This window comes from Pseudomonas batumici, assembly GCF_036585405.1.
Lineage (GTDB): Bacteria > Pseudomonadota > Gammaproteobacteria > Pseudomonadales > Pseudomonadaceae > Aquipseudomonas > Aquipseudomonas batumici.
In genome coordinates, this window is sequence record NZ_CP144470.1 from 5,297,791 (window position 1) to 5,309,725 (window position 11,935).

Genomic DNA, 11,935 nt, shown 5'->3' on the forward strand with positions numbered 1-11,935 from the left:
ATCCTCTATCGACTCCGCTCTGACGCTGTCTGTCGATGCTTCATGCATTTCGAATTCTGCTTTCGAAAGTCCTTTTGGTGTGGCCGGTTCTGCCGGGGTGTTGCCTGAGGGTTTCTCTTCTATATAGGAGGGCGTGCAGTAGGGGGGGGGGAGGAGGGGCTAATGCGGCTCCATGACAGAAAAGTGAAATTAACGGTTGACGGCAAATCCTACAGGTCTATAATTCGCCCCACTTCCGGCGCGGTCGAAACGGAAAAGCCTTTGAGATTCAATAAGTTACGAAGGTTTTTAGAGTTTGGATCGGCGGTTCGCTTCAGTGTATCGAAGCCCAGAAGGAGCTGAAACGGCAGCGTATTTTCGCCGGTTCAGCGGTTCGATCCTCTCGATCGAAAGCGGTGTAAAAGAGGTGTTGACAGCAGCGTGTAACGCTGTAGAATTCGCCTCCCGCTAACGAGAGATCGGAAGCGCAAGTGGTTGAAGTTACACGGGAAACCTTGAAAGCTTCTGAAAATAATCACTTGACAGCAAATGAGGCTGCTGTAGAATGCGCGCCTCGGTTGAGCGAACAGCTTAACCAACCGCTCTTTAACAACTGAATCAAGCAATTCGTGTGGGTGCTTGTGGAGTCAGACTGAATAGTCACTAGATTATCAGCATCACAAGTTACTCCGCGAGAAATCAAAGATGTAACCAACGATTGCTGAGCCAAGTTTAGGGTTTTCTCAAAACCCAAAGATGTTTGAACTGAAGAGTTTGATCATGGCTCAGATTGAACGCTGGCGGCAGGCCTAACACATGCAAGTCGAGCGGATGAGAAGAGCTTGCTCTTCGATTCAGCGGCGGACGGGTGAGTAATGCCTAGGAATCTGCCTGGTAGTGGGGGACAACGTTTCGAAAGGAACGCTAATACCGCATACGTCCTACGGGAGAAAGCAGGGGACCTTCGGGCCTTGCGCTATCAGATGAGCCTAGGTCGGATTAGCTAGTTGGTGAGGTAATGGCTCACCAAGGCGACGATCCGTAACTGGTCTGAGAGGATGATCAGTCACACTGGAACTGAGACACGGTCCAGACTCCTACGGGAGGCAGCAGTGGGGAATATTGGACAATGGGCGAAAGCCTGATCCAGCCATGCCGCGTGTGTGAAGAAGGTCTTCGGATTGTAAAGCACTTTAAGTTGGGAGGAAGGGCATTAACCTAATACGTTAGTGTTTTGACGTTACCGACAGAATAAGCACCGGCTAACTCTGTGCCAGCAGCCGCGGTAATACAGAGGGTGCAAGCGTTAATCGGAATTACTGGGCGTAAAGCGCGCGTAGGTGGTTCGTTAAGTTGAATGTGAAATCCCCGGGCTCAACCTGGGAACTGCATCCAAAACTGGCGAGCTAGAGTATGGTAGAGGGTGGTGGAATTTCCTGTGTAGCGGTGAAATGCGTAGATATAGGAAGGAACACCAGTGGCGAAGGCGACCACCTGGACTGATACTGACACTGAGGTGCGAAAGCGTGGGGAGCAAACAGGATTAGATACCCTGGTAGTCCACGCCGTAAACGATGTCAACTAGCCGTTGGGGACCTTGAGTCTTTAGTGGCGCAGCTAACGCATTAAGTTGACCGCCTGGGGAGTACGGCCGCAAGGTTAAAACTCAAATGAATTGACGGGGGCCCGCACAAGCGGTGGAGCATGTGGTTTAATTCGAAGCAACGCGAAGAACCTTACCAGGCCTTGACATCCAATGAACTTTCCAGAGATGGATTGGTGCCTTCGGGAACATTGAGACAGGTGCTGCATGGCTGTCGTCAGCTCGTGTCGTGAGATGTTGGGTTAAGTCCCGTAACGAGCGCAACCCTTGTCCTTAGTTACCAGCACGTAATGGTGGGCACTCTAAGGAGACTGCCGGTGACAAACCGGAGGAAGGTGGGGATGACGTCAAGTCATCATGGCCCTTACGGCCTGGGCTACACACGTGCTACAATGGTCGGTACAAAGGGTTGCCAAGCCGCGAGGTGGAGCTAATCCCATAAAACCGATCGTAGTCCGGATCGCAGTCTGCAACTCGACTGCGTGAAGTCGGAATCGCTAGTAATCGCGAATCAGAATGTCGCGGTGAATACGTTCCCGGGCCTTGTACACACCGCCCGTCACACCATGGGAGTGGGTTGCACCAGAAGTAGCTAGTCTAACCTTCGGGGGGACGGTTACCACGGTGTGATTCATGACTGGGGTGAAGTCGTAACAAGGTAGCCGTAGGGGAACCTGCGGCTGGATCACCTCCTTAATCGACGACATCAGCTACTCCATAAGTTCCCACACGAATTGCTTGATTCATTGAAGAAGACGATAGAAGCAGCTTTAAGCTCTAGGCTGATAGCTCAACGCTAACGGTTACAAGCTCGAAATTGGGTCTGTAGCTCAGTTGGTTAGAGCGCACCCCTGATAAGGGTGAGGTCGGCAGTTCGAATCTGCCCAGACCCACCAATTTTGTGTGGGAAGCCTGTAGAAATACGGGGCCATAGCTCAGCTGGGAGAGCGCCTGCCTTGCACGCAGGAGGTCAACGGTTCGATCCCGTTTGGCTCCACCATTTACGGCTGTTTCTTGTGTCAAAGCTTAGAAATGAGCATTCCGCTAAAACGGCGCTGAATGTTGATTTCTGATCTTTTTCAGAATCGTTCTTTAAAAATTTGGGTATGTGATAGAAAGATAGACTGAACGTTACTTTCACTGGTAACGGATCAGGCTAAGGTAAAATTTGTGAGGCTCTTAATTGAGCAGCATGCAAATTTTCGGCGAATGTCGTCTTCATAGTATAACCAGATTGCTTGGGGTTATATGGTCAAGTGAAGAAGCGCATACGGTGGATGCCTTGGCAGTCAGAGGCGATGAAAGACGTGGTAGCCTGCGATAAGCTTCGGGGAGTCGGCAAACAGACTTTGATCCGGAGATCTCTGAATGGGGGAACCCAGCCAGCATAAGCTGGTTATCTTACACTGAATACATAGGTGTAAGAGGCGAACCAGGGGAACTGAAACATCTAAGTACCCTGAGGAAAAGAAATCAACCGAGATTCCCTTAGTAGTGGCGAGCGAACGGGGACTAGCCCTTAAGTGGCTTTGAGATTAGCGGAACGCTCTGGAAAGTGCGGCCATAGTGGGTGATAGCCCTGTACGCGAAAATCTCTTAGTCATGAAATCGAGTAGGACGGGGCACGAGAAACCTTGTCTGAATATGGGGGGACCATCCTCCAAGGCTAAATACTACTGACTGACCGATAGTGAACTAGTACCGTGAGGGAAAGGCGAAAAGAACCCCGGAGAGGGGAGTGAAATAGATCCTGAAACCGTATGCGTACAAGCAGTGGGAGCCCACTTTGTTGGGTGACTGCGTACCTTTTGTATAATGGGTCAGCGACTTATATTCAGTGGCGAGCTTAACCGAATAGGGGAGGCGTAGCGAAAGCGAGTCTTAATAGGGCGTTTAGTCGCTGGGTATAGACCCGAAACCGGGCGATCTATCCATGGGCAGGTTGAAGGTTAGGTAACACTGACTGGAGGACCGAACCGACTACCGTTGAAAAGTTAGCGGATGACCTGTGGATCGGAGTGAAAGGCTAATCAAGCTCGGAGATAGCTGGTTCTCCTCGAAAGCTATTTAGGTAGCGCCTCATGTATCACTGTAGGGGGTAGAGCACTGTTTCGGCTAGGGGGTCATCCCGACTTACCAAACCGATGCAAACTCCGAATACCTACAAGTGCCGAGCATGGGAGACACACGGCGGGTGCTAACGTCCGTCGTGAAAAGGGAAACAACCCAGACCGTCAGCTAAGGTCCCAAAGTCATGGTTAAGTGGGAAACGATGTGGGAAGGCTTAGACAGCTAGGAGGTTGGCTTAGAAGCAGCCACCCTTTAAAGAAAGCGTAATAGCTCACTAGTCGAGTCGGCCTGCGCGGAAGATGTAACGGGGCTCAAACCATGCACCGAAGCTACGGGTATCACGTAAGTGATGCGGTAGAGGAGCGTTCTGTAAGCCTGTGAAGGTGAGTTGAGAAGCTTGCTGGAGGTATCAGAAGTGCGAATGCTGACATGAGTAACGACAATGGGTGTGAAAAACACCCACGCCGAAAGACCAAGGTTTCCTGCGCAACGTTAATCGACGCAGGGTTAGTCGGTCCCTAAGGCGAGGCTGAAAAGCGTAGTCGATGGAAAACAGGTTAATATTCCTGTACTTCTGGTTATTGCGATGGAGGGACGGAGAAGGCTAGGCCAGCTTGGCGTTGGTTGTCCAAGTTTAAGGTGGTAGGCTGGACTCTTAGGTAAATCCGGGAGTCTAAGGCCGAGAGCTGATGACGAGTGTCCTTTAGGACGCGAAGTGGTTGATGCCATGCTTCCAAGAAAAGCTTCTAAGCTTCAGGTAACCAGGAACCGTACCCCAAACCGACACAGGTGGTTGGGTAGAGAATACCAAGGCGCTTGAGAGAACTCGGGTGAAGGAACTAGGCAAAATGGCACCGTAACTTCGGGAGAAGGTGCGCCGGTGAGGGTTAAGGACTTGCTCCGTAAGCCCATGCCGGTCGAAGATACCAGGCCGCTGCGACTGTTTATTAAAAACACAGCACTCTGCAAACACGAAAGTGGACGTATAGGGTGTGACGCCTGCCCGGTGCCGGAAGGTTAATTGATGGGGTTAGCTAACGCGAAGCTCTTGATCGAAGCCCCGGTAAACGGCGGCCGTAACTATAACGGTCCTAAGGTAGCGAAATTCCTTGTCGGGTAAGTTCCGACCTGCACGAATGGCGTAACGATGGCGGCGCTGTCTCCACCCGAGACTCAGTGAAATTGAAATCGCTGTGAAGATGCAGTGTATCCGCGGCTAGACGGAAAGACCCCGTGAACCTTTACTATAGCTTTGCACTGGACTTTGAATTTGCTTGTGTAGGATAGGTGGGAGGCTTTGAAGCGTGGACGCCAGTCTGCGTGGAGCCATCCTTGAAATACCACCCTGGCAACTTTGAGGTTCTAACTCAGGTCCGTTATCCGGATCGAGGACAGTGTATGGTGGGTAGTTTGACTGGGGCGGTCTCCTCCTAAAGAGTAACGGAGGAGTACGAAGGTGCGCTCAGACCGGTCGGAAATCGGTCGTAGAGTATAAAGGCAAAAGCGCGCTTGACTGCGAGACAGACACGTCGAGCAGGTACGAAAGTAGGTCTTAGTGATCCGGTGGTTCTGTATGGAAGGGCCATCGCTCAACGGATAAAAGGTACTCCGGGGATAACAGGCTGATACCGCCCAAGAGTTCATATCGACGGCGGTGTTTGGCACCTCGATGTCGGCTCATCACATCCTGGGGCTGAAGCCGGTCCCAAGGGTATGGCTGTTCGCCATTTAAAGTGGTACGCGAGCTGGGTTTAGAACGTCGTGAGACAGTTCGGTCCCTATCTGCCGTGGACGTTTGAGATTTGAGAGGGGCTGCTCCTAGTACGAGAGGACCGGAGTGGACGAACCTCTGGTGTTCCGGTTGTCACGCCAGTGGCATTGCCGGGTAGCTATGTTCGGAAAAGATAACCGCTGAAAGCATCTAAGCGGGAAACTTGCCTCAAGATGAGATCTCACTGGAACCTTGAGTTCCCTGAAGGGCCGTCGAAGACTACGACGTTGATAGGTTGGGTGTGTAAGCGCTGTGAGGCGTTGAGCTAACCAATACTAATTGCCCGTGAGGCTTGACCATATAACACCCAAGCAATTTGCTGACTCGAAAGATCACCAGATTGCGGTGTGTGAAGACGAAACGAACCGAAAGTTTGTAGCTCACAAAACACCAAGCTGTCACATACCCATTCGCTGGAGCGTGATCTCGTAAGAGAAAACGACCTGGCTACCGAATTTCTTGACGACCATAGAGCATTGGAACCACCTGATCCCATCCCGAACTCAGCAGTGAAACGATGCATCGCCGATGGTAGTGTGGGGTTTCCCCATGTGAGAGTAGGTCATCGTCAAGATTAAATTCCGAAACCCCTATCTGCGCATGCAGGTAGGGGTTTTGTTTTTGCGCTGGCGAAAGTCCAGACACCTCTGACCTCAAGGCAGGCCCGGACCCTCGCCCCAGCAACATCAGGTGCGATTGATCGACACGCCTCCGTCAACCAGCAGCGCTGCGCCGGTCATGAATGACGAGGCGTCGGACGCCAGGTGCAGGACGGACTGCGCAAGTTCCTCCGGTGTAGCGATGCGTTTGAGAGCGTGTAGTCCTGCCACATGGGCCATTGCTTCGGGCGACGCACTCATTGTGCGCCCCATGGGCGTGTCTACTCCGCCAGGAAGGATTGCATTGACGCGAATGGCCTTCGGTCCGAACTCTGCGGCGAGTGATTGTGTCAACCCGATCACCCCTGCCTTGCTGGCGGCGTAGGCGGCGACGCCGGGGAAACCGACGGTGTAGCCAACAAAAGTCGAAGTGAAGATGAGGCTTCCGGAGCCACGAAGCAGCATCGCGGGGATTTGATACTTTGCACCAAGGAACGCGCTGGTGAGGTTGGTATCAAGGGTCTCGCCCCAACCCGTCGCCGAGATTCCCGGCGTAGGGCCCATTTCGCCGAGTGTCCCCGCGTTGTTGAACGCGATGTCCAATCCACCGAAATGGTCAACGGCCGTCTGAACGAGAGTCCGTGCATAGGCCTCCTCTCTGACGTCGCCTGCGACGTATGTGGCCGTTCCGCCATTTCCAGTGATTTCCCTCACAAGGTCCTCCAACTCAGCCTTGCGGCGAGCGGCAACGACCACTGCTGCGCCCTCACGAGCGAAGAGTAGCGCGGTCGCGCGTCCAATCCCTGAACTGGCACCGGTGACGATGGCGACTTTGTTTGCAAGCGTATTCATGTTTCTTCCCGATGTTCAAATTGATCAGTCGGCAGTCTGCTCGCCTCTCGAGGCGCAGGAACTCTGTTTCTTGGCATTGAATTCAGGCGAAATCGAGAGACACGGCACCGTTGGCAAATCCCGGGCAAAAAAAGACCACCTGTGCAGGTGGTCTTTTTATTAGCGGGTGGATTATCCAAAGCGGCCGGTGACGTAGTCTTCGGTTTGCTTCTTCTTGGGATTGGTGAAGATGGTGTCGCTCATATCATGCTCGATCAATTCACCCATGAACATGAAGGCCGTGTAGTCCGACACCCGTGCCGCCTGCTGCATGTTGTGGGTCACGATGATGATGGTGTACTGCTCTTTCAGCTCAGTGATCAACTGCTCGATGCGCCCGGTGGAAATCGGGTCAAGCGCGGAAGTCGGCTCGTCCAGGAGCAAGACTTGGGGCCGCAAGGCAATGGTCCGTGCGATACACAGGCGTTGCTGTTGACCGCCTGAGAGACCCTGTGCGCTTTGCTTGAGCTTATCCTTGACCTCGTCCCAAAGCGCCGCGCCACTCAGGGCCTGCTCGACACGGGCGTCCATCTCATGCCGGGAGAGCTGCTCATGGTGGCGTACGGCGTAGGCCACGTTGTCGTAGATCGACATCGGAAAGGGTACGGGTTTCTGGAAGACCATGCCGACATGGCTGCGCAGGCGATTCATCGAGTAGCCCGGGGCGAGGATATTCTCTCCGTCGAGCAGCACCTCGCCGCGCGCTTCCTGCTTCGGGTACATGGAGTAGATCCGGTTGAATACCCGTAACAGCGTCGACTTGCCGCAACCTGAAGGCCCAATGATTGCGGTGATGCGTTTCTCTGGAATATCCATGTCGATGGACTTCAGAGAGCGTTGGTTGTTGTAAAAAAACTCCAGGCCACGAACGCGAATTTTGGTTTTTTCGTTGCCAAGGTCACGGCTATTCATCAAGTCAACCTATTGCGCAAAAGGATCAAACGGGACAGAAGGCTGAGTATCAGTACAAACAGGGTCAGTACCAATGCGCCTGCCCAGGCCAGGGAGTGCCAGTCTTCGAACGGGCTCATGGCGTACTGGAAAATGACCACGGGCACGCTGGCAATCGGCTTGAGCAGGTTGCTGCTCCAGAACTGGTTGCCGAACGCGGTAAACAGCAGTGGCGCTGTTTCACCGGTGATTCTCGCCAGCGCCAGCAGTATTCCGGTCAGCACGCCGGCTTTCGCCGCTCGCAGGACGATCTGCAGGGTCAGTTTCCACTGCGGGACGCCTAATGCCAGCGCGGCTTCCCGCAGGGTGGTGGGTTGCAGCTGAAGCATTTCGTCGGTGGTCCTGACCACCACCGGAATCACTAGGAGCGCCAGGGCCAGGGCACCGGCGATGGCAGAGAAGCCGGCCTGGTGATTCGTCAGCAGGTTCAACGGCAGGATCACCGCGGTGTAGATGAACAAACCCAGCACAATCGACGGGGCCGACAGCAGGATGTCGTTGATAAAACGAACGGTGTTGCCCAGGCGCGAGTGTCGTGCGAACTCCGCCAGCCAGATGCCCGCCATCAAGCCGATCGGCGTGCCGATCAACAGGGCGATGGCCGACATCAGGGCGCTGCCATAGAGCGCATTGGCCAGGCCGCCTTCCGTCCCCGGCGGCGGTGTCATCTGGGTGAAGAGGCTGAGGTTGAGTGCCTGGAAGCCGTTGATGACCGTGGTCACCAGTATCCACACCAGCCAGATGAGGCCGAAGGCCGTGGCGCCGCAACTGAGCACCATGGCCAGCCGATTCTTGAAGGCGCGGATCTGGTAGAGACGTTCATTGCTCGTCATACACCCTCCTTGCGTGAAAGCCGCATCAGCAGGAGTCGCGCCAGTGCCAATACGATAAAGGTGACGATAAACAGCAAGAAGCCCAGCGCGATCAGCGCGGAACGATGCAGGTCGGTATAGGCTTCGCTGAACTCGTTGGCGATCACCGAGGCGATGGAGCTGCTGGGCATCAGCAATGAGGCCGAGAACTGTTGGGCATTGCCCAGCACGAAGGTCACCGCCATGGTCTCGCCCAATGCCCGTCCCAGCCCGAGGAAAATACCGCCGACCACCGCGGAGCGGGTGTAAGGCAGGACGATGTCCCAGACCACTTCCCAGGTGGTGCCCCCCAAGGCGTAGGCTGACTCCTTGAGCGGGGTGGGAACGCTACGAAACACCTCCTGCATGACCGAGGTGATGAAAGGCATGATCATGATTGCCAGGACGATGCCGGCGGTCAGCATGCCGATTCCCAAGGGTGGGCCTTGAAAGAGCGAGCCGACCAAGGGAAGCGCGCCCAGGTAATCGTTGATCCAGGGAGACAGATGTTCGGCCATGAACGGGCCGAAAATGAACAGGCCCCACATGCCGTAGATAATCGATGGGATCCCCGCGAGCAATTCAATCGCCGAGGCGACGGGCATCCGCAGCCAGGGCGGTGCAACCTCGGTGAGAAAAATCGCAATGCCAAAACTGACGGGAACCGCAATCAGCAACGCCAGAAAAGACGTCACCAGGGTGCCGTAAATCGGCACCAGAGCACCAAAGTGGTTATTGACCGCATCCCACTCGGTGCTGGTAAGAAAGCCGAGACCAAAGGTCTTGAGCGCAAGGCTGCCACCCCAAAGTGTCGACGCGGCGATGCTCGCCAGTAGCAGCAGCACCAGCATCGCTGCGCCCATCATCGAACGCCTGAACCAGAGATCATGACGATGATCGCGAGTCGCACGCGCATCGCTCGTCACTTCACTGCTGTAAAGGGTCATGGCCGGAGGTTGGACTATATCGTTCATCAAAAGTCTGCTCACGAACAAACCCCTTCACTCGGCAAGAACGGCCCGAGGAAGGGGTGTTTTGGCTATTGCCGGATCAATGGGCGAAGTCAGACTTCCAATAGCCTTCGATCCGCTGGACGAGGGAGTCGGGCAAAGCGACATAGTCCAGTGCCGAAGCCTGTTGCTGGCCATTTTCCAGCGACCATTTGAAGAAGTTGAAGGCTGCCTGGCTTTGCTCGGCGTTCTTCGGCTGCTTGTACATGATGATCCAGGTAGTCGCGGTGATCGGCCATGCGCCATCGCCCGGGGCGTTGGTCATGATCAGGTTGAAGTCCTTGGCGCTTGCCCAGTCGGCGGTGTCGGCAGCGGCCTGGAACGCCTTGGCGTTCGGCTGAATGAACTTGCCGGCGGCATTCTTCAACTGCGCGTGCGTCATCTTGTTTTGCAGGGCGTAGGCGTATTCGACATAACCAATGGAGTTCTTGATCTGCTTGACGTAGGCGGAGACGCCTTCGTTGCCTTTGCCGCCTACACCGACCGGCCAAGGCACCGCGGTGCCGAAACCGATTTTGGATTTCCAGCCATCACTCACTTTGGAGAGGTAGTTGGTGAAGTTATAAGAGGTGCCCGAGCCGTCCGAACGGTGAACGACGGTGATTTTACCGTCAGGCAGTTTTGTGCCGGGGTTCAGTGCGGCGATAGCCGGGTCGTTCCAGACAGTGATCTCCCCGAGGAAGATTTTTGCCAGGGTCTCGCCGTCGAGCTTCAATTGGCCCGCCGCGATCCCCTCGACGTTCAACACTGGCACGATGCCGCCGATGACACTGGGAAATTGACCCAGGCCACCGGTTTTCAGCTCATCAGCCGACAACGGGGCGTCGGAGGCACCAAAATCCACGGTGGCCGACTTGATCTGGGCAATGCCGCCACCCGATCCGATCGACTGGTAATTGATACGGTTGCTGGAGCTTTTGCCGTAGTCCTGCGACCACTTGGACAAAACCGGATAGACAAAGCTGGAACCTGCACCGGTCACGTCGGTGGCATGGGCAACGCCGCTCAGGCAGAGGGAAGCCAGCAGGACAGACAGGCCTTTTTTAGTCAGCAACATCACGACAACACCTCATGGAAGGGTTAAGTGGAGTGATCCACCTATAAAGAGACGTTACGATTTAATTCCTGAAATATTTCTGTCTGATGACTGTGAGGGGATTTTTAGTAATATTTCGACATGAAAATTCATTCATTTGTGTTGGCGGTCCTGGGCATCGGAAAATAGGAAGCGCTCTGGTGAAGCCATCAGTCACTGACGTGCGTCGCCAGCATCCCCCATTCCTGTGACAACTGATCCAGTTCGACACTCATCTCTTTATTAAGCGCAGGAGGCGATATGACTATCGACTGGCTGAACTTTACGCCTTGGTCGGCACTGGCCGGGGGCGCGCTGATCGGACTGGCGGCCGGGCTCTTCGTGCTCGCCAATGGCCGTATCGCCGGCATCAGCGGATTACTCGGCAGTGTGCTTCAGCGTGGCAGTGAAGGGTGGGGTGAGAAGGCACTGTTTCTGCTTGGCCTGCTGCTGGCTCCTTTGTTGTGGGGCGTCTTCCATGGGCTGCCGACGATCCGCTTCGAGACCGGTTTGCCCGGCCTGGTGCTGGCGGGCCTGCTGGTGGGATTGGGAACCCGTTATGGTTCGGGTTGCACCAGTGGCCACGGTGTGTGTGGTATTTCACGCCTGTCCCCGCGTTCCATGGTGGCCACGCTGTGCTTCATGGCTGCGGGATTCGCCACGGTCCATGTTCTTCGGCATATGTCGGGAGCCTCGCTATGACCAGGCTGACGGCTTTTCTGGGCGGGCTGATTTTCGGTATCGGCCTGCTGCTGGCGGGTATGGCCAACCCGGCCAAGGTGTTGGGGTTTCTTGACCTGGCAGGGGCCTGGGATCCTTCCCTGGGGTTGGTCATGGTGGGAGCCGTGGCCGTGGCGGCCTTGCCATTCCGATGGGCCGGCAAGCGCAAGCAGTCCCTGCTGGGAGCGCCCATGCAGATACCGCTCAAGCGTGAGTTGGATGCACGGTTGATCGGTGGCAGCGTGCTGTTCGGCGTGGGATGGGGGATCGCCGGTATCTGCCCGGGACCTGCGCTGACGATTCTGCTGACCGGGCATTGGCAGGTCATCGTCTTCGTGCTGACCATGCTGGCGGGTATCCAGCTGTTTGCCGTGCTGGAAAAACGCCAGGCGGGTCGTTGAGCGGGTCGCCCGAT

General features: G+C 55.1%; 7 protein-coding genes, 2 tRNA genes and 3 rRNA genes. 7 read left to right on the forward strand and 5 right to left on the reverse strand.

Annotated elements, in window-relative coordinates:
* The first annotated feature begins 741 nt into the window (after positions 1 to 741).
* The 5 genes from NUH87_RS24125 to rrf all read left to right on the forward strand — a co-directional run bounded on the left by NUH87_RS24125 (position 742) and on the right by rrf (position 5,997).
* Positions 742 to 2,278: ribosomal RNA gene (locus NUH87_RS24125) — 16S ribosomal RNA — on the forward strand.
* Between the two features lie 123 nt (positions 2,279 to 2,401).
* Positions 2,402 to 2,478 (forward strand) — tRNA-Ile (locus tag NUH87_RS24130).
* Positions 2,479 to 2,506: 28 nt separating this feature from the next.
* Positions 2,507 to 2,582: transfer RNA gene (locus NUH87_RS24135), tRNA-Ala, on the forward strand.
* 250 nt (positions 2,583 to 2,832) lie between these two features.
* Positions 2,833 to 5,723, forward strand: a 23S ribosomal RNA gene (locus NUH87_RS24140).
* A gap of 158 nt (positions 5,724 to 5,881) precedes the next feature.
* A 5S ribosomal RNA gene (gene rrf, locus NUH87_RS24145) occupies positions 5,882 to 5,997 on the forward strand.
* Together the 16S, 23S and 5S rRNA genes with 2 tRNA genes alongside form the textbook arrangement of a ribosomal RNA operon.
* Before the next feature lie 112 nt (positions 5,998 to 6,109).
* Here the strand turns inward: rrf and NUH87_RS24150 are convergent.
* The 5 genes from NUH87_RS24150 to pstS form a co-directional block, all read right to left on the reverse strand.
* A complete protein-coding gene (locus NUH87_RS24150; protein ID WP_338522976.1) occupies positions 6,110 to 6,874 on the reverse strand; it encodes an SDR family oxidoreductase in 765 nt (254 codons plus the stop codon).
* A 171-nt stretch (positions 6,875 to 7,045) separates the two neighbouring features.
* Entirely contained in the window at positions 7,046 to 7,825 is a 780-nt protein-coding gene (gene pstB, locus NUH87_RS24155) for a phosphate ABC transporter ATP-binding protein PstB (protein WP_338522977.1), read from the reverse strand.
* Positions 7,825 to 8,697, reverse strand: coding sequence for a phosphate ABC transporter permease PstA (gene pstA, locus NUH87_RS24160; protein ID WP_040070067.1), 873 nt, complete (start codon positions 8,695 to 8,697; stop codon positions 7,825 to 7,827). The genes pstB and pstA overlap by 1 nt, the downstream gene beginning before the upstream one ends.
* Positions 8,694 to 9,662, reverse strand: a complete 969-nt coding sequence (pstC, locus tag NUH87_RS24165; RefSeq protein ID WP_167337450.1) for a phosphate ABC transporter permease subunit PstC — start codon at positions 9,660 to 9,662, stop codon at positions 8,694 to 8,696. Before pstC ends, pstA begins: the two co-directional genes overlap by 4 nt.
* 103 nt (positions 9,663 to 9,765) lie before the next feature.
* The gene (gene pstS / locus NUH87_RS24170; RefSeq protein WP_338522978.1) at positions 9,766 to 10,782 is read right to left on the reverse strand and encodes a phosphate ABC transporter substrate-binding protein PstS; all 1,017 of its coding nucleotides are present in this window, start codon (positions 10,780 to 10,782) and stop codon (positions 9,766 to 9,768) included.
* 279 nt (positions 10,783 to 11,061) lie between these two features.
* Here pstS and NUH87_RS24175 point away from each other — a divergent pair, with 279 nt between their 5' ends.
* Positions 11,062 to 11,502 (forward strand): YeeE/YedE family protein, encoded by a 441-nt coding sequence (locus NUH87_RS24175; RefSeq protein ID WP_338522979.1) that lies wholly within the window; start codon positions 11,062 to 11,064, stop codon positions 11,500 to 11,502.
* A complete protein-coding gene (locus tag NUH87_RS24180; RefSeq protein ID WP_338522980.1) occupies positions 11,499 to 11,921 on the forward strand; it encodes a DUF6691 family protein in 423 nt (140 codons plus the stop codon). Before NUH87_RS24175 ends, NUH87_RS24180 begins: the two co-directional genes overlap by 4 nt.
* Positions 11,922 to 11,935: the final 14 nt, after the last annotated feature.

Bases quoted from the DNA above. Each gene is read 5' to 3' on its own strand.
- NUH87_RS24150 (WP_338522976.1), bottom strand. From the start codon at position 6,874: ATGAATACGCTTGCAAACAAAGTCGCCATCGTCACCGGTGCCAGTTCA.
- pstB (WP_338522977.1), bottom strand. From the start codon at position 7,825: ATGAATAGCCGTGACCTTGGCAACGAAAAAACCAAAATTCGCGTTCGT.
- pstA (WP_040070067.1), bottom strand. From the start codon at position 8,697: ATGACGAGCAATGAACGTCTCTACCAGATCCGCGCCTTCAAGAATCGG.
- pstC (WP_167337450.1), bottom strand. From the start codon at position 9,662: ATGACCCTTTACAGCAGTGAAGTGACGAGCGATGCGCGTGCGACTCGC.
- pstS (WP_338522978.1), bottom strand. From the start codon at position 10,782: ATGTTGCTGACTAAAAAAGGCCTGTCTGTCCTGCTGGCTTCCCTCTGC.
- NUH87_RS24175 (WP_338522979.1), top strand. From the start codon at position 11,062: ATGACTATCGACTGGCTGAACTTTACGCCTTGGTCGGCACTGGCCGGG.
- NUH87_RS24180 (WP_338522980.1), top strand. From the start codon at position 11,499: ATGACCAGGCTGACGGCTTTTCTGGGCGGGCTGATTTTCGGTATCGGC.